Source organism: Methanolobus sp. ZRKC3, assembly GCF_045291275.1.
Classification (GTDB): domain Archaea; phylum Halobacteriota; class Methanosarcinia; order Methanosarcinales; family Methanosarcinaceae; genus Methanolobus.
The window spans coordinates 2,556,151-2,574,163 of sequence record NZ_CP146982.1 but is presented as its reverse complement, the minus strand read 5'-3'; the positions used below and the strand labels follow the sequence as shown (position 1 = coordinate 2,574,163).

The 18,013-nt window shown below is 42.1% G+C and carries 19 protein-coding genes and 1 tRNA gene; 11 read left to right on the top strand and 9 right to left on the bottom strand.

Translation table 11 applies throughout. From position 1 onward, the window contains the following. Nucleotides 1–74: 74 nt before the first annotated feature. The 10 genes from priS to V7O66_RS13085 all read left to right on the top strand — a co-directional run bounded on the left by priS (nucleotide 75) and on the right by V7O66_RS13085 (nucleotide 7,396). Nucleotides 75–1,250 (top strand): DNA primase catalytic subunit PriS, encoded by a 1,176-nt coding sequence (gene priS / locus V7O66_RS13130; protein WP_406660762.1) that lies wholly within the window; start codon nucleotides 75–77, stop codon nucleotides 1,248–1,250. After that, on the top strand, nucleotides 1,237–1,926 hold the full coding sequence (locus V7O66_RS13125) for a hypothetical protein (RefSeq protein ID WP_406660761.1): 690 nt from the start codon (nucleotides 1,237–1,239) through the stop codon (nucleotides 1,924–1,926). The genes priS and V7O66_RS13125 overlap by 14 nt, the downstream gene beginning before the upstream one ends. 25 nt (nucleotides 1,927–1,951) lie before the next feature. Then, complete coding sequence (locus V7O66_RS13120; RefSeq protein WP_406660760.1) at nucleotides 1,952–2,230, top strand: 50S ribosomal protein L44e; 279 nt, start codon at nucleotides 1,952–1,954, stop codon at nucleotides 2,228–2,230. Between the two features lie 5 nt (nucleotides 2,231–2,235). Then, the gene (locus tag V7O66_RS13115) at nucleotides 2,236–2,412 is read left to right on the top strand and encodes a 30S ribosomal protein S27e (RefSeq protein ID WP_406660759.1); all 177 of its coding nucleotides are present in this window, start codon (nucleotides 2,236–2,238) and stop codon (nucleotides 2,410–2,412) included. Between the two features lie 11 nt (nucleotides 2,413–2,423). After that, complete coding sequence (locus V7O66_RS13110; protein ID WP_406660758.1) at nucleotides 2,424–3,221, top strand: translation initiation factor IF-2 subunit alpha; 798 nt, start codon at nucleotides 2,424–2,426, stop codon at nucleotides 3,219–3,221. A gap of 13 nt (nucleotides 3,222–3,234) precedes the next feature. Then, a complete protein-coding gene (locus V7O66_RS13105; RefSeq protein ID WP_406660757.1) occupies nucleotides 3,235–3,387 on the top strand; it encodes an RNA-protein complex protein Nop10 in 153 nt (50 codons plus the stop codon). Nucleotides 3,388–3,389: 2 nt separating this feature from the next. Then, entirely contained in the window at nucleotides 3,390–4,163 is a 774-nt protein-coding gene (locus V7O66_RS13100) for a proteasome assembly chaperone family protein (RefSeq protein ID WP_406660756.1), read from the top strand. Between the two features lie 9 nt (nucleotides 4,164–4,172). Further along, complete coding sequence (locus tag V7O66_RS13095) at nucleotides 4,173–5,390, top strand: TIGR00375 family protein (RefSeq protein ID WP_406660755.1); 1,218 nt, start codon at nucleotides 4,173–4,175, stop codon at nucleotides 5,388–5,390. Nucleotides 5,391–5,438: 48 nt separating this feature from the next. Then, a tRNA-Ser gene (locus V7O66_RS13090) sits at nucleotides 5,439–5,552 on the top strand. 263 nt (nucleotides 5,553–5,815) lie between these two features. Then, entirely contained in the window at nucleotides 5,816–7,396 is a 1,581-nt protein-coding gene (locus tag V7O66_RS13085) for a PAS domain S-box protein (protein WP_406660754.1), read from the top strand. 51 nt (nucleotides 7,397–7,447) lie between these two features. Here V7O66_RS13085 and V7O66_RS13080 read toward each other — a convergent pair whose 3' ends face one another. Together V7O66_RS13080 and V7O66_RS13075 are read right to left on the bottom strand one after the other, a co-directional pair. Further along, complete coding sequence (locus V7O66_RS13080) at nucleotides 7,448–9,109, bottom strand: ATP-binding protein (protein ID WP_406660753.1); 1,662 nt, start codon at nucleotides 9,107–9,109, stop codon at nucleotides 7,448–7,450. A gap of 118 nt (nucleotides 9,110–9,227) precedes the next feature. After that, complete coding sequence (locus V7O66_RS13075) at nucleotides 9,228–9,740, bottom strand: response regulator transcription factor (protein WP_406660752.1); 513 nt, start codon at nucleotides 9,738–9,740, stop codon at nucleotides 9,228–9,230. Between the two features lie 148 nt (nucleotides 9,741–9,888). Between V7O66_RS13075 and V7O66_RS13070 the strand changes: the two genes are divergently transcribed. Further along, on the top strand, nucleotides 9,889–10,164 hold the full coding sequence (locus V7O66_RS13070) for a MarR family transcriptional regulator (RefSeq protein ID WP_406662671.1): 276 nt from the start codon (nucleotides 9,889–9,891) through the stop codon (nucleotides 10,162–10,164). Here the strand turns inward: V7O66_RS13070 and V7O66_RS13065 are convergent. The 7 genes from V7O66_RS13065 to V7O66_RS13035 all read right to left on the bottom strand — a co-directional run bounded on the left by V7O66_RS13065 (nucleotide 10,151) and on the right by V7O66_RS13035 (nucleotide 17,977). Further along, nucleotides 10,151–10,810: a sensor domain-containing protein gene (locus V7O66_RS13065; protein ID WP_406660751.1), complete on the bottom strand. Its 660-nt coding sequence runs from the start codon at nucleotides 10,808–10,810 to the stop codon at nucleotides 10,151–10,153. The genes V7O66_RS13070 and V7O66_RS13065 overlap by 14 nt on opposite strands. 172 nt (nucleotides 10,811–10,982) lie before the next feature. Continuing rightward, the gene (locus tag V7O66_RS13060; RefSeq protein ID WP_406660750.1) at nucleotides 10,983–12,197 is read right to left on the bottom strand and encodes an ABC transporter permease; all 1,215 of its coding nucleotides are present in this window, start codon (nucleotides 12,195–12,197) and stop codon (nucleotides 10,983–10,985) included. A 15-nt stretch (nucleotides 12,198–12,212) separates the two neighbouring features. Then, nucleotides 12,213–13,445 carry a COG1361 S-layer family protein gene (locus V7O66_RS13055; protein ID WP_406660749.1) on the bottom strand — a complete coding sequence of 411 codons (1,233 nt, stop codon included), beginning with the start codon at nucleotides 13,443–13,445 and terminating at the stop codon, nucleotides 12,213–12,215. 10 nt (nucleotides 13,446–13,455) lie between these two features. Then, nucleotides 13,456–14,169 carry an ABC transporter ATP-binding protein gene (locus tag V7O66_RS13050; protein WP_406660748.1) on the bottom strand — a complete coding sequence of 238 codons (714 nt, stop codon included), beginning with the start codon at nucleotides 14,167–14,169 and terminating at the stop codon, nucleotides 13,456–13,458. Between the two features lie 156 nt (nucleotides 14,170–14,325). Continuing rightward, a complete protein-coding gene (locus V7O66_RS13045) occupies nucleotides 14,326–15,540 on the bottom strand; it encodes an ABC transporter permease (protein ID WP_406660747.1) in 1,215 nt (404 codons plus the stop codon). Nucleotides 15,541–15,546: 6 nt separating this feature from the next. Next, on the bottom strand, nucleotides 15,547–16,761 hold the full coding sequence (locus V7O66_RS13040; RefSeq protein WP_406660746.1) for an ABC transporter permease: 1,215 nt from the start codon (nucleotides 16,759–16,761) through the stop codon (nucleotides 15,547–15,549). A 10-nt stretch (nucleotides 16,762–16,771) separates the two neighbouring features. Beyond that, nucleotides 16,772–17,977: a COG1361 S-layer family protein gene (locus V7O66_RS13035; protein ID WP_406660745.1), complete on the bottom strand. Its 1,206-nt coding sequence runs from the start codon at nucleotides 17,975–17,977 to the stop codon at nucleotides 16,772–16,774. Between the last annotated feature and the right edge of the window lie 36 nt (nucleotides 17,978–18,013).

Here is an 18,013-nt window from a genome sequence, read left to right as displayed (position 1 = left end):
ATAAGGTTTATGACAAATAAGCTCAATTACAACTACTTAACCAAAGGCACATCCCACCGGAGAAACAACTAGCAATGAATGAGAAAACACGGGCCTACCTTGTATCGAAGTTCCAGGAATACTATTCACAGGCAGAACTAACACTGCCACCTGAATTTACATCAAGGGAATGGGGATTCATAGAGTTCACCAGTGGTCAGGAAACATTCATGAAAAGGCACAGGGATTTCGGATCCCAGGGAGAACTCTATGACTACATGAGAGGCATCGCACCTGCGCATGCATATCATTCCGTGGCATATTACGAGTATCCTGGTGCCCCAAAGATGAATGGAAAGAACTGGCTCAAGGCGGACCTCATCTTTGATATTGACTCCGACCATCTTCCCGGGAGCATCAATTCCTATGCAGATATGCTGGAAAAAGGGAAGCGTGAAACTTTAAAGCTCCTTGATTTCCTCCTTAATGACTTTGGATTCGATGAGAGCGACGTACATGCAGTTTTCTCAGGCGGAAGAGGATACCATTTTCACATCACCGACCCATCGGTCCTTTCATTGGGAAGCCCTGAAAGGAGAGAAATTGTGGATTACGTCAGCTCAAAGGGACTCGACCTTGACCGCATATTCACTAAAAAAGAGGTCACTGGCGATGCGGGTACTGAGTCGGCCAAGATCGCAGTATTCCCATCGGAGGATGATGGAGGATGGGGGGGCAAAATAAACAGGCACCTCATAACGTATCTTTCCTCAATTGCAGGACGGGAAGATGGACTTGAGATATTGACAGGATTTGATGGAGTAGGCGAGAAGACTGCCTCAAAACTGATAGATCTATTCAAAGACCAGACACAGATAACTGCCCTTAAACAGGGAAAGATGGAGGGGCTTTCCAAGATCAATAAAAATGTGCTTGCAGCCATAGTAAATCAGGGAATTGCGGAAATGGCTGCATGTGTTGACGAGCCTGTAACTGCTGACATAAAACGCCTGATCCGTCTACCAGGCTCCCTGCATGGTAAATCCGGAATGAAGGTCACAGCCCTTAGTATCGATGAGCTTGAAACGTTCGAGCCACTTAATGATGCTGTGGTCTTTGGAGACAAGTCGGTAAAATTAAAAGTGATAAAACCATTTGCTGTGCAAATGAAAAGAAATGACCACATATTCGAGGAAGGCGTGCAGGAAGTCCCCGAGTATGCGGCAGTATATCTTATGTGCAGGGGCGTAGCGGAATATGGATCGAACTGAGCTTAAGAATATACTGAGAGAAGAAAGTAGTTCCTCACTGAAATCCCTCCCCCCGGGTTTCTTTGATGAAGCCGCCGTTTATGTAAAAGAGCTTGAAGAAGAGATTCATAATATTGGAAATTCCAGGTCCATTGAGTCGAAAATGCTGGAAGATGAACTGCAGAATGCGTTAACCGATATTGAAGTAATATTTATGAGACGCTTCAAGAAGGTTATCAACAGTGCCACAACAACTTCATTTTCCAGTAAATCTGCCATTCAGGACATGAATAAACTGCTCCCCGAAGAAAAGAAGGTCTATGAAGCCATCCTTTCAACCATACAGATCGCCCGCCAGAAACTTCTGGAACCTATAATGGACCCAAAGGCTGCTGCCAGGATCGCAAAGAAGAAAGAACAGGATTCAAGACAACTGACCGACATGGAAGAAAGCGGTACTGGCGGAAGAATAAGAGCAACTGGAAGCACTCAGGATATTCCCGGAAAGAATCAAATAGCCAAAAGTAATATAAATGAAGAATTCGTTGTTGTGCGAATACTGGAAGACCTACCTACTTTCAAGGCTATGGATAATCGCAGTTACACATTACATGCAGAAGATGTTGTCGTATTACCTGCCCTGAATGCAAAGGGACTCGTAAAGCGCAGCGTCGCACAAATAATTCCTAATAATTAATTCAAATTTATCTAAGGTGTAGATAATGAAGATTCCAAAGAGATTCAGAACATACTGCCCTTCATGCAAAAAGCACTCAGAACATGTTGCTGAAAAGGTAAAGAAGGGAAAAGCGTCATCACTGACACACATTGAGAGACAGAAGAAACGCCAGACTGGTATTGGAAACAGCGGAAAGTTCTCAAAGGTGCCGGGTGGAGATAAGCCTACAAAGAGAGTGTGGCTCAAATACAAGTGCACTGTATGCAACAAGTCCCACCAGAGACCATGCTTCAGAGCAAAGAAATTCGAATTCTCGGAGTGATTTAAATGAACCAGCCAAAGAGCAGATTCTTGCGTGTAAAATGCAATGATTGTGAAAATGAACAGGTTATTTTTGGAAGCGCAAGCCAGAAGGTTAGCTGCTTAGTGTGCGGAAGGACACTTGCAGAACCAACCGGCGGTAAATCAACAATAACAACACATATTCTTGAAGTACTTGAATAAAGTGATTCAGAATGGAAAACAACAATTGGCCTGAAAGCGGAGATTTCGTTGTTTGTAGCGTGAAGGACGTTACGGATTTCGGCGCCTACACAACGTTGGAGGAATATGGAGGAAAGGAAGGATTCATCCATATATCCGAAATTAAGGCCGGATGGGTCAAGTATGTTAGAGACCATGTAAGAGAAGGTCAAAAAATAGTATGTAAAGTACTAAATGTTGACTCCTCCCGTCGACACATCGACCTTTCTCTTAAAGATGTAAATGAGCACCAGAAACGTGCAAAGATCCAGGATTGGAAGAACGAGCAGAAAGCAACAAAGTGGCTTCAGTTCGTATCTGAAGAGACAGCAACCGGCGAAGAAGAATTACAAACGGTCATTCACCAATTGCTTGACCAATTTGGAAGTCTTTATGCAGCGTTTGAAGAAGCAGCTATTAGCGGAGCAGACGCTTTCACCGAGATCGAGATGAAAGACAGTCTCTTGGACAGTCTTGTCCAGACCGGTCAAAATAATATCAAACTGCCCTTTGTTGACATTGCGGGTTTTGTTGACCTCACCTGCTACCTTCCTGACGGAATAGAAGCTATCCGAACTGCACTGGATGCAGCCAGCAAGGTGAAAGAGGAAGAGACAAAGATCGACATGAGCTACACAGGTGCTCCCAGATACAGAATCAAGGTTATTGCCCCAGATTACAAAAAGGCAGAGGCTGTATTGAAGAGAGCTGCAGATATTGCTATTGATACTATCGAGCAGCTTGGTGGAAAGGGAGAATTCCACAGACATAACGATACCGTAAAGGCGTGATTTTCTTTTGGGTATGAAAATCTACAAGTGCGGAAATTGTGGCAGGTACACACTTGAATCAATATGCCCGAAATGCAGCTCCCCAGCTGCAGATCCAAAACCTGCTAAATTTTCTCCAAAGGATCCGTATGGCAAATATCGCCGATTGGCAAAAAAAGGTGAATGAGCATGCAGGAAATAAATATAGTTCGACTCAAAACTGATGTTCAGCTGAGAGACCCGGTATTGATAGTGGGACTTCCTGGTGTAGGACATGTGGGCAAGCTTGTCGCTGAGCATTTGGTCGAGGAACTAAAAGCTGAAAAGATCATCGAGATCTATTCAAAACACTTTCCGCCACAGGTTCTTGTTGACGAGAACAGTGAAGTCAGACTTGTAAACAATGAAGTGTACACCTGCAGCACTGAGAAATCAGATATGCTGATACTTGTTGGTGACCATCAGAGCTCCACAGGAGAAGGCCATTACCAGCTTTGTGAAGCATACATTGACATTGCGGAAGAACTCGGAGTTAAACGTATATACACTCTTGGAGGATTCCCCACAGGTCAGCTCACCCATACGGATGAGGTGCTTGGAGCAGTCAATAATTCAGAGATGTTGGAAGAACTAAAAGAAGCTGGGATCGAATTCAAACCGAACGAACCTGGAGGAGGAATTGTTGGTGCCTCTGGGCTTCTGCTAGGAATGAGCAAATTCAAGAACATAGACTCTGCCTGCCTCATGGGACTAACTTCCGGCTATCTTGTCGATCCAAAAAGTGCACAATCCCTTCTGAGAGTAATGTGCAAGATATTCGATATCGAAATCGATGTAGGACCTCTCGAAGAGCGCGCGAAGGAAATGGAAAAGATAGTTGCAAGACTCAAAGAAGTTGAGCAGCAACAACAGGGTATTCCCGAAGTCAGTATCGGAGATGATGATCTAAGGTACATTGGCTGAAGTGATCCAATGAAAATTAATGCAGATCTCCATCTGCATTCTAAATATTCAATGGCATGCTCCAATAAAATGGACCTGCCAACTATTGCAGAAGAAGCAGCTAAAAAAGGTATAGAGCTTGTTGCAACAGGGGACTGTATTCACCCGCTGTGGCTGAAGGATATCAAAAAAGCTGCTATTGATGATGAGACAATACTCATCGGAAAGACTAATTTTTCTATTACCACGGAAGTTGAGGACAATAACCGTGTACATCATCTTTTGATCCTGCCATCCATATCAAAGGCTGAAGAGCTGGCAGATATCATGCAAAAGCACTGCAACCTTAGTGCCGACGGACGCCCTACTGTTCGTCTGGACGGATGCCAGATAGCAGAGATTGCAAAGGATGTAGATGCCCTGATAGGCCCATGTCATGCATTCACACCCTGGACTGCAATGTATGCATATCACGATTCACTGAAAAGCTGTTATGGAGACATGGCAGATTATGTATCTTTTCTTGAGCTGGGCCTTAGCGCGGACAGTCACTATGCAGACCGCATAAGTGAGCTGCACAGATTGACGTTCCTCTCTAATTCCGATGCGCACTCACCCTGGTCCAACAAGCTCGCCAGGGAATTCAACCAACTGGAAATCAATGAGATATCATTTGAAGGATTGAAAAATGCAATTCTTCGGAAAAATGGCTGCAAAGTCACAATGAATGTCGGATTCTACCCCGAGGAAGGGAAATACAATGAATCCGCATGCATAAAATGCTTCACCCACTATAGTCTGCCTGAAAGTGCATCAAGAAATTGGAAATGTAGCGAGTGCGGTGGCAGAATTAAAAAAGGCGTAATGGATAGAATTAATGAACTTGCAGACCTGTCCGAACCGAAACATCCCAATCATCGACCACCATACATCCACCTAATGCCACTATCTGAAATTATAATGATGGCCTTAAAGCATGCAAGCATCACGACCAAGGGCGTCCAGACAGCATGGAGTAGCCTGCTGGAAAAGTTTGGAACTGAACTGGAAGTTCTGCTGTACGCAAATGAGCGGGATATGGGCTTTGTGGACAAAAGAATAGTTGATGCAATTATTGCATTCAGGGAAAAGAGAGTCATCCTGCATCCCGGAGGAGGAGGAAAGTATGGATGGATCGAAATGCCAGATGAGAAAACAGAATATCCCGAATCTGATAAAAAGAATCAAAGCTCACTGTTTGACTTTTAAATATCTTCGTTAGTTATATAACGCATAAAAACCTTCAAAACCAACAGTGCCGAGGTGGCAGAGCGGACTAATCCAACGGCAAATGCCCTGGAGTCCATACGCGACCGGCTCGAGACCGGTTTCTTCGGAAGAAGTGCTTGGGTTCAAATCCCAACCTCGGCGTCTTTTCATATTTTTTTGCAACCTTTTTCAAAGTAGCATTAAAACAGCCAAAATGACAATAGAATTATAAACAGTTTTGTCTTTTTGTAATGCTTAATTTATCAATGTGAATCTATCAAGAATTTATTATGGAGCTTAATACCGATTTTTTAGGAATTTGTGTCAAACATGGCATAAACTGTATATACAAACAAAATATACATTGCATAAATATATAAATTTTAAAAAATATAGTTATATAGGATTTCTGCACATATTATTAATTGAACCAAAAAAGAGGAATCGCAATCACGAAGGAACTAGAGGATAGAGTCAAAAAACTTACCGATGAATTGGATCTGGTTAAGAAGAAACTTGAATTATCCGAGGAGTTTTTCGAAGACCACGTAGAAAATCTCAACGACGTACTTTTCACAGTCGATAATGATGGGATTTTCACATACCTTAATTTAGCCATTGAGGATATCACCGGATACAAAAGAAATGACGTCCTAGGAACACCCTTCGTACAATATGTGCATCCGGAAGACCTACCCGGATTACTTAAAGATATGCAGTTAACAGTATCCGGAGTACATAATCCCTACATGTTCCGAATTATTAAAAAAAATGGGAACATAAGCTACGTACACACAACATCCCGCCCAATCATAAAAAATGGACATGTGACTGGAATAAACGGGTTGATGGTCGATATTGCCAAACTCAAAAAAATAGAATTCAAACTAAAAGAAGAAAGAGATAAAGCTCAAAGATATCTCGACATTGTTGGAGTTATAATCCTGGCACTTGACAAGAAGGGGAATATCAGTCTTATAAACAAAAAGGGATGCGAAGTTCTTGGATATATGGAGGAAGAGATCCTTTTCAGAAACTGGTTTGATATAGCTATATCCGAAAGATTCACAGAACTAGCAAGAAGGGACCATTCCCGCCTGATGGATGGACAGATCGATGTTGTTGAGTATTTTGAAACACCGATAAAAACGAAAAATGGAGAAGAAAGAACATTTGCCTGGCATAATATCATCCTCAAAGATGAAAGTGGAAATATAAACGGTACTTTATCATCGGGCGAGGATATAACCGAAAGGAAAAAAGCTAATGAAGCGCTGGTGACAGCAAAATTGATATCTGATAATGCACAGCGCACAAAGAGAGAATTCATCTCAAACATCAGTCATGAACTCAGGACTCCACTCAACTTAATTATAGGATACTCTGATCTGCTCCACATAGAAGCTGCAGGTTCTATGAATGATAAACAAAAGGGTTTTGCCAGCGTAATAAAAAAAAGTGGTGAACGTTTATTGGTATTGATAAACTCCATGATCGAGCTCTCGGATCTTGAGGAAGATAAAATAGAAGTCCGAAAGGAAGATGTTTCACTGCCCATACTGGTAAAAGAGATACAGACATCTACGGCACCAATGGCAAGCAAGAAAACAATTGACTTGCAATTTTATCTGGAAGCTGATAACAAAGTCATTTATACCGACCCCAATAAGTTCAGAACTATTCTCTACAACCTCATCAACAACGCCATCAAATTCACACATGAGAAGGGGAAAGTTAGGGTCACAATCAATGAGAAAGATAAGGACAATCTTGAAATATCTGTCATGGATACGGGAATAGGAATCTCACCTGATGACCAAAGTAAACTGTTCCAGCCGTTTTCACAGATAGATTCCTCCCTTGATCGAAAATTTGAAGGTACTGGATTAGGACTTTCCATAGTAAAGGAATTCCTAAAAATGCAGAATGGTTCAATATGGGTTGAAAGTGAACCGGGACAGGGAAGTACTTTCAAATTTATCCTCCCAGTTGGAAAAGATATCTGATAAGAATATGATTTATTCTTTACCCTGACAGCAATCCCATAACAAGCATTGTCAATTTGATAACTTTTTTAATGTTACTATGAATTCACTACCTTTACCAGGAACACTTTCCACCCCGATATTACCACCATGACCTTCGATTATACCTTTTGTTATCGCAAGTCCAAGACCATTACCACCGGCTTTGCGAGTCATGGTGCTATCGATCTGATAGAATTTATCGAATATCATCTCAAGCTGCCCCTCATCCATTCCCACACCATTGTCCTTGACCCTGGCTTCAATATATCCATCGATCTCTTTCGCTAAGATGGATACCTTTCCACCTTCCTGGGTGAACTTGATGGCATTGCCCAGCAGATTGACAAAAACCTGGATGAGCCTGTCCTTATCACCATGCACATCCGGCAGGTCATCCGGAATATCCACACTCATAGCAATGCCTTTTAATCCGGAAATTGCAGAGATGTTCTCAATAGAAAGATTTACTACCTCTGACAAGCTGATATCAGCCATACTGTACTTCATCTTATTGGATTCGATCCTGGAAATATCAAGAAGGTCATCCACCATCCTTGTTTGCCTGTCGACACTACGTATGATAATATCAAGCATCTTCGCCCGTACAACAGAATCACAGGTATCCTCCCTTAGGAACTCACTGGATGTTTTCATGGCAGTGAGGGGTGTCTTAAGTTCATGGGAGACCATTGATACGAATTCTGTCTTTAAACGATCAAGTTCTTTCAATTTCAGGTTCGCTGCCACCAGGGATTCATTGGAAGCCTGAAGCTCATGCGTTTTCTTTTCAACCTCTTTTTCAAGAGAACGATTCCAGTGTAGCAGCATAAAGTAAACCTGGAAACTTACAAAAAGAATGAACAGCACAGATAATGCTGCCACGGTGAAGAGTTTGACATAAACAGAAACTATTATCCTGTCAATTTCAGCCTCAGAGCTTGTAAACGCTATTGACCACTGGTGATTATACCACTTTATTGGAGAATATGAGATGAGAACATTCTCGCCATCATTTTCTGAATAGGAGTTTGGGTATTTCCCATTACCTTCAAGGCCATTCATTTGCTCATCTACGATCTCAAGACGGCTTGTCTCTGATTCATTAATATACTCAAAATAAGACCTGCCTTTGTCATAAGAACCTGATTGGTCATAAAGCACTAAACCATCACTATCAATAATATAGGCAAGTTTTGTATCGTTACCGGATACATCAAACTGATCTACTATATATCGGTCAGCAACGATTCCAACTATAGAACCCTGATAGATCCCATCTTCAAATACAGGAACAAAAACAAAAAAGCCAAGTATTTCTTCCAGCATCATCGTGGGTTCAGAGATGTAGATATCCCCCGTATCCCGGACATGATCAATTGCCCACGACCTATTAGTTTCATAAAGATTGTAACCGTATGGCACCCTTGCTTCAGGGTAACCGGATACCACAGTTCCGTTCACATCAATGAATTCAAGGGCATGATAAACTTCCGCTACTTCATATATAGTCTTGAAATCTGATACAAAATAATCATCCGGTACACCGGATTCCTTTTTTGAGATCACTTCCAGCAATAGTACTTTTTCATCAAGCATACCCTCTATGGTAGAAGATATATACTGGGTCAGGATCAGCTGCTCACCAAGATATTGCTTTTCTACTATGCTCTTTACTTCAACGTTGGATTTCATCCAGAGAAAAAAGATAGAACCAATAAGAAGAAAGACTATTACTGCAAAAATTAGCAGATTCCATTTATTTTTTTTATCCCACATGTTCTGGAAAAAGAATTAAAATGATTAGTACGGATTATATTTCGTTCCTTCTGATAACAGATTTAATACGTGCCCTTAGTTCTTTCAGATTAAAAGGTTTAGTTACGTAGTCATCAGCGCCTGTTTCAAGACCTTCTACCTTATCGTCAACTTCCCCTTTTGCTGTGAGCATAATAACAGGTATATCGCTTAACTGAGGGTCTGATCTCAGGCGTCTGCATACCTCAAAACCATCCATTCCAGGCATCATGATATCAAGAAGGATCACATCCGGATTTTCTGATCTTGCCTTGGAGATACCTTCAAAGCCATCCAGTGCCTCGATCACATTATAGCCATCAGCTTCCAGAGCCACTTTTAATGCGGTAAGTGCATCGACTTCCTCATCAACTATAAGGATCTTCTTACGTGTATCAGACAAATATTCCAACCTCTCCTCGATCACAGCGACATCTACAGAGAGTAAACGAGCCAGATCATCATTTGTCAGGTCCGGATTTTTTTCAAGTTCTGCCAGAATCAGGGGGTCGATTTTTTCCTTGTCCATAATAGCACTACCCATAGCTTCAATAATAAGAGATTATAATGCTATTAAAACCTTTCCAAATATCAAAAAGTTTGTGTATTAATGATGTTAGCTATCCAAATTAAAGAAACTCTTATAACCCATAACAGAATATCAGACTATGATATTAATGGATGCACTGGAAGAGATTTTTGGAAAAAACGCCCAGATGACTGTTCTGAAAAACCTTATTCATCATATGAATGAGTCAACTTACCTGTCGGGTATTGCAGAAGAAACAGGACTCTCACATTCCAGTGTTGCAAGAGTGATAACACCACTTATAAACAGCGGAATTGTAATTGAAAAGCCTCTTGGAAAACAGATCCGCACGTTCAGGCTAAACCTGGATAACAAGAAAACCCAGCTTATTCTTGATTTTTACAATAATCTCAATGATTTGTAACATCCCATTCCACAGTATTTGGGATCTTTGATGATATTTCTGCAGAGGAACCAAGCAGCAGCACAGCAAGCTTCCCTGCCAGATAGGCAAGAAAGTTCATCACATGCATTGATAGGAAACTTACAATTATTCCTAAAGCGAAAATTGCAATTGCTTCCCACATGGCATCTATTCCCGATACATTTCCTAATAGATAAGCCAGTGGAGCAAATAGTAATGACAAGCTCAGAGATATTAAAACTACAGTTACAACTAAGGAAAGGATGCCAAAGGGAAACTTAATAATCAAAAAAAGCAGACCCTTCCAAGTAACCGGATTCTTCAGTCTCATGATACCTTTTTCAAGTATACTTTTTCCATGAACCTCTTCAATGATCATTGGAGATATCTCAACATCCAAAAACCATATTGCAAGTTGTCGTTCAAAAGAAGCAATTTCCCACCATGCCAGAAAAACAAGGATCAATATTGGAATCCCAAGCCATACAATGGATAATGTAAAACCAAGGGACAGGCCAGTCACCAGAAAAACAAAGTATGCAGTCCCCAGAGGAAATGTGAACAACAGGTAAAGTGTGTTCAGATACGTCTGTCTTTTAAATGCGACGTTTATGAATCTGTGTATTGAACTGTTGTTATCAAACATGTGCATTTCCTATTATCCAGATAAATGAAGAATATCTCAGTACTGTCAATCCTAATTATAATCCATTTCAGAATTTTCAAATGTGTATGGATATATCTGGATTATTCACAGATAATACTTTCGATGAATCGACTGGGTTGCGAATACAAATTAAACATCCAGTAATACCACCCTACTCATGCCTCAGTGCTTCAACGGGATTCATCTTTGCTGCCTTATTTGCAGGATAAACACCGGCAAGCAGCCCTACGAACAGGGAAACAAACATACCCATAAATATCAGCGATACAGGGAAAACATGAGGCAATCCCATGAGATTATTCACAAGATAAGCACCCGTAAGGCCAAGAACTGTACCCAATATCCCACCCAGAAGACCCACTACAATGGATTCAACAATGAAGAGAGAGAGAACCTCGTAATTCTTAAAGCCCAGTGACTTCATAATTCCGATCTCGTTAGTCCTTTCCGTGACAGTCACAAGCATTATGTTCATTATACCGATCGAACCTACCACAAGGGAGATCAGCGCAACAGAGGTTAACAGTGAACCCAGAACACCGGATATCTCACTCATCTCTTCAAGGATCTCGCCCTGATTCATGAGAGAATATGGTTTAATGTCATCCTCATCGAGATCTCTTAAAGGAACACCAAGATCTCTGGCAAGTCTTTTATCCACTTCATCCGTAACCTGGTCAATTGATTCCATACTTGATGCTGCTGCAAAGAAACCCCAGTAATAATCATCTTCCATGAGGTCATTCATTGTGGAGATAGGAATGAATATCCTGCTATCAGGCTCTATCCCGCTATTAACAAGTTTAGCCTCTGAATTCTTTACAATACCTTTTACCTTGAACTTCTGAGTTACAGTACTGCCATCTGTCTTCACGAAAGTTATCTCGATGCTGTTCTTATTGAATATCTTGCGATCAAATTTCTCATAAGCTACATCATGTCCGAGAACTGCAACATAGCCATCATTGTTATCAACAAAAGTACCGGACTCCATCTCGATGTTCGCGACCTGGCCATAATCCTCAGACACACCCTGCACAACTATCTGCCGCTGCTCTGACATGTACCTCACACTACCGGTTTCCTGACTCAAAGGTGACACACCCACAATACCCGGAGTGTTTTTCACAAGCTCAAGTTCGCTGTCATGAAAAGTATGTGGAGTCTTACCTTCAATTATGATGAAATTGTTACCCACTGTACCAATCTCCTCTTCAAAGAACTCGCTGAAACTGGCACCCAATGAAACGTTAGCAATTACAGCAGCAACCCCTATAATTATCCCGAGTGTTGTGAGAGAGGAGCGCAATTTTGCACTCCCTATGCTTCCAAGAGCAAAACGTATGGAATGTTTGAGTCCGAGCATATTGATCACTTCAGATTATCTATTCTTGCGTCTGAACATTATAACTGCAGGTATGGATAGCAGTGCCACAGCCCCAAAGCCTGTGATCAATGCTCCTGTACTGCTGTTTTCTTCATCTTTCAGCAGATCAACATCACGATCTGCAACTACGATCACATGTTCGTTCATCCCATTCCTGTATTCGACTTCTATCTGCACAGGTACAGTGGAATTCTCGCTTTCTGTAAGGGCATGGACCTCGATCGTGAAAAGTTCATCTGAATCCATGGTTCCAATGAAATAAGTTTCCGGAGAGAACTTGACCTCATCTGACTTCAAGGTCACACCAATGGAAGTCAGTTCATTAGGATGCGTGTTCGCAACATCGAATTCAAGTGTACCTTCACCATTTACCAGTGAAAGGGGGTTTGAAGGAATGACTTTAACAGATGCGGAATCTACTTTTACAGGAATTCTCCAGTTACTGTTATACACATGGGAATTACCTACTGTGAGCAGCTCGAGATGATAAGTATCATCTTTCAGTTCATCAGGAATTTCCACATTATAACTAAGAGTTACAGAATCCCCTGGAGCTATCACACCAGAGCCAGCATAAACATCATTTTTAACCTCGATGTCCCCGTCACCCTTTAACGTTGCAGACTGTACTCTTGCATTGGTATCATACTCCTTACCGTCAACAGTCACATAATTGCTAGTTGCAGTATTGCTCAAAGTAAATGTAATGGTCCCATGGTCCCCTGGCATGAAAACAGAAGGTTCACAAATAAAGCTTTCAAGTTCTACTGTTCCTTTGCTATCAAAATTATTAGAACCTACCCTCAGGTCAAAGGATTCCTTGAACCAGGCATCTCCATTATCAGCCTGATAGAAAATATCTATAGATCCAGTTCCAACTTTAGCATCCCTGTCTACAAAAAGGCGATACTCATGTACAGCTGCATCTTCAGGAGAGAGGATACCGATATATTCAACTGCATTTTTCTCAGAGTCCAGAGAAAACGGATATTCTGGCTCTAACTTAATAGAGACAGAGTCTGCACGACCATGACCCGTATTTTCAATCTTTACATAAACATCCACATATTCACCGATCTCTGCAGGATATGGATCATATTCAATAACGTCCACTTTCAGAGTTGCAGCAGAAGAAGATGCTGCAGGTGAAGAAAACAGGGTTAATATTAACCCAATACATATGATCAGATTCTTGAATTTATAAAATTGATTGTTCTTTCCTTTCATGCTACCAGCCCTAATTGTTTTCTATATAGCCATCCCTGATGTGCACAACCCTGTCGGCATATTTTTCCATTTCAGGGTCGTGGGTGATCATTACTATAGTGCAGCCTTTTCGGTGAAGGGATGAAAAAATATCCATGACCTCATTGCTTGTTTTGGAGTCAAGGTTGCCTGTTGGTTCATCTGCAAGAATAAGAGAAGGACCGTTGATCAAAGAGCGAGCTATTGCAACCCTCTGCCTCTGGCCACCTGAAAGTTCAGTGGGCTTATGGTTCATACGATCTTCAAGACCTACCATCCCGAGTAATTCACGTGCCCGGCTTTTAGTATCGATGTCAGGCTTTGAGTTGGAATATGTAGGAAGAAGAACATTCTCGTATGCACTTAACCTTGATATTAGGTTAAAATTCTGAAAAACAAAACCGATCTCAAAACCACGAAGTTCGGCAAGCTCATTATCAGATATGGACCTTGTGTCCTTCCCCATGAGCAAGACATTTCCCCGCGTAGGTCGATCGAGACAACCTATCAGGTTCATCAAAGTACTTTTACCGGAGCCTGATGGACCCATTATGGCAACAAACTCCCCTTTCCCTACGCAAAGATCAATACCATGGAGGATTGGAACTTCCATATCCCCTAAAAAATAACTCTTTTCTATATTCTGTATGTCAATTACAGAATCAGAAACAACATTACCATCCCTATGACAATCAACCACGTACACTTAACATCACCATTGCATTTCTTGACTATTTATCGTCAGGTTAGAATATGTAATATCGATACATAAACCTTTCGATTAATAGTCGAGTTTTCCAAATGATGCTAGCTGGTGTGATATCACGAACATAAAAATAGATTAAAAACATGATCAATGGGACTATTCGTGTCTCAGTGCTTCAACAGGATCGAGTCTGGCAGCCCTGCTTGCAGGATAAATACCTGCCACCAAACCCACAACAAATGATATTGAGACACCAACGAAGATAAGATACACTGGGAAAACACGGGGAATATCAAGATAGGTTTCCACCAAAAAGGAACCCAGCAAACCCATCAATGTACCCAGGATACCACCAATTACACCCACTATCACAGATTCCAGCATGAAAAGGGTCAATATATCTGACCTTGTAAAACCAAGAGACTTTAGCAGTCCGATCTCCCGGGTTCTCTCAGTAACGGTCACAAGCATGATATTCATGATACCAATCGATCCCACAAGAAGAGCTACAAGAGCTATTATTGTGATAAGAATTGTCAGGGAATCGGCAAGTTCATCCAGTTGTTCGGTTATATCAGCCTGGTTGAAGATACGGTAGGGTTTAGCATCATCATTATCAAGGTCACGAGCCGAAACACCAAGTTGTCTTGCAAGACGTCTATCAACTTCTGCAGATACTTCCCTCACTGATTCTGAACTGCCTGTATTTGCAGAAAAACCAACATAATCAGTCACATTGAGGATATCATTCATGGTTGCAATTGGAATATAGATAGTGGCGTCCCTGTCAGGACCACCGCGCACGAAGGAATTATCCTCACCTATCAGGATGCCTTTTACCCGAAACTTCTGTGTGATAATGGTACCATCCTGTCTTCTGAACGTTATATCCAGATAGTTCTTTACGGCTATCCTCTTGTCAAATTTCTCCTCGGCAACATCTTTACCCAACACGGCCACAAACTTATCCTTATCAGTGAGGAAGTTTCCCACCTCAACATCCAGGTTCGATATTTTCTGAGAATCCGCACTCACCCCCTGGATATCTATCTGCCTTTTACCCGAGAGATAGGTGACCTCAGCCATTTGCTGGTTGAAAGCAGAAGCACCTTCGATCCCGGGTGTGTTCCTTATAAGCTCAAGTTCACTGTCATAGAGGATATTGACATCCTGACTGTATATAATTATGAAATTCGACCCGAGGTTACCCAGTTCATCGGTGAAGAACTGGTTGAAACTCGTACCAAGCGAAACATTGGCTACAACCGCTGCAACTCCTATGATTATACCAAGCATGGTCAGGGCTGAGCGCATCTTGGCACTTCCGATGCTTCCAAGTGAGATTACCAACGCCTGCCTGATATCTATCATACTAGCTCATTCCTTCCTCAGTGCATCCACAGGATTCATGGTTGCTGCCTTATTCGCAGGATATACCCCTGCAATGAGTCCAACTGATATTGATACTACAAAACCTATTACTATTTGCGATATTGGGAAGATGTTTGGAAGATCAAGGAAATCATTAACCACAAGAGCAGCAGCAATACCCATTGCAGTACCAACAACGCCACCTATGAGCCCGACTACCATGGATTCAATTATAAAAAGAGTAAGGATATCATTCTTGCTAAAACCAATGGATTTCATCAATCCTATCTCCTTGGTTCTTTCGGCAACGGTTACCAGCATAATGTTCATTATACCTATAGAACCGACTATAAGCGAAATCAGGGCAACCGATGTGAGAAGAGTGGTGAGAGCCGCTGATAATTGATTGGTTTCCTCCAGTATCTCAATCTGGTCAAAAATGACATAGGGTTTGGCATCATCGTTATCGAGATCCCTGCCGGAAACACCCAGATTACGAGCAAGACGTTTGTCGATCTCATCCCCAGTGGCAGTCACAACATCAAGACTTTCCGCCTTAACAAAGAAACCACCAAATGAGTCCACCCCAAGTATCTCATTCATTACATCTATTGGAATGAAAATACGGATCTCAGGCTCCACACCTGTCTGTGCAAATGTGGTCCCAGGGTCCTTTATTATACCTTTTACTATGAACTTCTGCGTAATGACCCCGCCATCCTCTCGCCTGAAAGTTATCTCGATGGGATTCTTGACAGATATCTTCTTATCGAATTTTTCATCGGCTACCTCCTCACCCAGCACAGCAACGAACCGGTCCTTATCGGTCAGGAAAGTACCCCCCTTCATCTGGAAATTGGCAACCTCGGAATAATCCTCATTCACACCCTGAATATCGATCTGCCGCGACGTTGACAGATACGTAACCTTCGCCATTTGCTGATATATTGGAGATACACCAACCACCCCGGGAGTGTTCTCAATCAGTTCAAGCTCGTTGTCAAAAAAGACATTGATATTCTGGCTGTATATCACGATGAAATTTGACCCCACAGCCCCGATCTCATCGTTGAAGAACTGATTGAAGCTGGCACCGAGAGATACATTTGCGATAACTGCAGCTACGCCTATTACAATTCCAAGTGTTGTAAGGGATGAGCGCAGTTTAGCACTGCCAATGCTGCCAAGTGCTATTCTGACAGCCTGCAACGGGTCCAGCATATTCTAATACCTAGTCTTCCCTTTTCATTTTCCGCTTGTATAGAACATAGGCTGCAACTCCTGCAACCATCAGCAATCCAAAAGCAATAACAATCCCGGAATTACCATCATCCTCGAGCGATTGATGCCTGAGCTGTCGTGTATCAATCTCTTGTGAATGTTCATTCAGTCCATTCCTGAAATTTGCACTGATGACAAGGTCCACAGGAAAATCCTGATCCTCATCGACTGCCTCTGCATCGAACTCTATTGTGAAAAGCTCATCAGGATCCATTGCACCTATGAAATATTCAATTGGGGAGAACTCTACACCTTCTGCATCAAGTTGCACACTTACCGATGAGAGCAGATTCGGATGGATATTGGCAACATCGAACTCAAGTACGCCCTTGCCATTTTCAAGGACCAATGGCTTTGAGGGGATAACTCTTACTGACGAGGAATCTACTTTAAGTGGGATTCTCCAGTTATTATTGTACACGTGGGAACTTCCCACAAGGGACAGATCAAGATAATAAGTACCATCAGGAGTATCCTCACCAACCTCGATGTTATATGTAAGGTCCAGCGATTCACCCGGACCGAGGACACCATTACCGTAATAACTTTCTGTTGTTACCTTAACCTCATCAAGACTCTCAAGGGAAGCAGATTGTATTCTTGCATTGGTGTCATACTGCTCACCGTCCAGTGTTATGGAGTATTCGGTGGCACTGTTCTTCAGGGCAAATGTGATAGTCCCTTCATCCCCAGGCATGAAAACCTCAGGGTCAATTACAGGAGTACCGTCAAGCTGAATAGTTCCCCTGCTATCGAAGGTATCAGAACCTACTCTCATCTCAAACTCTTTTTTAAACCATGTTCCACTGCCATCTTCCTGGTACCATACCTCAAAGGTGCTAAGTCCTTCCCTTGCACCGCTATCTACAAAGAGACGGTACTCATGGACAGCAGCATTATCAGGAGACAATATGCCAATATCCTCTATGGCATTGCTTTGTGAATCAAGAGAAAACGGATATTCAGGGACCATGCGTATGGAAACATCATCTGCCCTGGCAAACCCCAGGTTCTCCAGCTTCACCCATACACTTACATATTCCCCTATCTCTGCAGGAGCGGGCTCATATCTTAAAACACTTATTTTCAGGTCAGCCCCATCCGCAGCATATGTGGGAATGGAGAGTAGAGCAAGGAGCACTGTAAAACACAGCATTGTCCGACAAGCTCCTCGACGGAAACTCATTTCATA

Excerpts from the sequence above, each read along its gene's own strand:
- priS (WP_406660762.1), top strand. The coding sequence starts at position 75 with ATGAATGAGAAAACACGGGCCTACCTTGTATCGAAGTTCCAGGAATAC.
- V7O66_RS13125 (WP_406660761.1), top strand. The coding sequence starts at position 1,237 with ATGGATCGAACTGAGCTTAAGAATATACTGAGAGAAGAAAGTAGTTCC.
- V7O66_RS13120 (WP_406660760.1), top strand. The coding sequence starts at position 1,952 with ATGAAGATTCCAAAGAGATTCAGAACATACTGCCCTTCATGCAAAAAG.
- V7O66_RS13115 (WP_406660759.1), top strand. The coding sequence starts at position 2,236 with ATGAACCAGCCAAAGAGCAGATTCTTGCGTGTAAAATGCAATGATTGT.
- V7O66_RS13110 (WP_406660758.1), top strand. The coding sequence starts at position 2,424 with ATGGAAAACAACAATTGGCCTGAAAGCGGAGATTTCGTTGTTTGTAGC.
- V7O66_RS13105 (WP_406660757.1), top strand. The coding sequence starts at position 3,235 with ATGAAAATCTACAAGTGCGGAAATTGTGGCAGGTACACACTTGAATCA.
- V7O66_RS13100 (WP_406660756.1), top strand. The coding sequence starts at position 3,390 with ATGCAGGAAATAAATATAGTTCGACTCAAAACTGATGTTCAGCTGAGA.
- V7O66_RS13095 (WP_406660755.1), top strand. The coding sequence starts at position 4,173 with ATGAAAATTAATGCAGATCTCCATCTGCATTCTAAATATTCAATGGCA.
- V7O66_RS13080 (WP_406660753.1), bottom strand. The coding sequence starts at position 9,109 with ATGAAATCCAACGTTGAAGTAAAGAGCATAGTAGAAAAGCAATATCTT.
- V7O66_RS13075 (WP_406660752.1), bottom strand. The coding sequence starts at position 9,740 with ATGGACAAGGAAAAAATCGACCCCCTGATTCTGGCAGAACTTGAAAAA.
- V7O66_RS13070 (WP_406662671.1), top strand. The coding sequence starts at position 9,889 with ATGGATGCACTGGAAGAGATTTTTGGAAAAAACGCCCAGATGACTGTT.
- V7O66_RS13065 (WP_406660751.1), bottom strand. The coding sequence starts at position 10,810 with ATGTTTGATAACAACAGTTCAATACACAGATTCATAAACGTCGCATTT.
- V7O66_RS13060 (WP_406660750.1), bottom strand. The coding sequence starts at position 12,197 with ATGCTCGGACTCAAACATTCCATACGTTTTGCTCTTGGAAGCATAGGG.
- V7O66_RS13055 (WP_406660749.1), bottom strand. The coding sequence starts at position 13,445 with ATGAAAGGAAAGAACAATCAATTTTATAAATTCAAGAATCTGATCATA.
- V7O66_RS13045 (WP_406660747.1), bottom strand. The coding sequence starts at position 15,540 with ATGATAGATATCAGGCAGGCGTTGGTAATCTCACTTGGAAGCATCGGA.
- V7O66_RS13040 (WP_406660746.1), bottom strand. The coding sequence starts at position 16,761 with ATGCTGGACCCGTTGCAGGCTGTCAGAATAGCACTTGGCAGCATTGGC.
- V7O66_RS13035 (WP_406660745.1), bottom strand. The coding sequence starts at position 17,977 with ATGCTGTGTTTTACAGTGCTCCTTGCTCTACTCTCCATTCCCACATAT.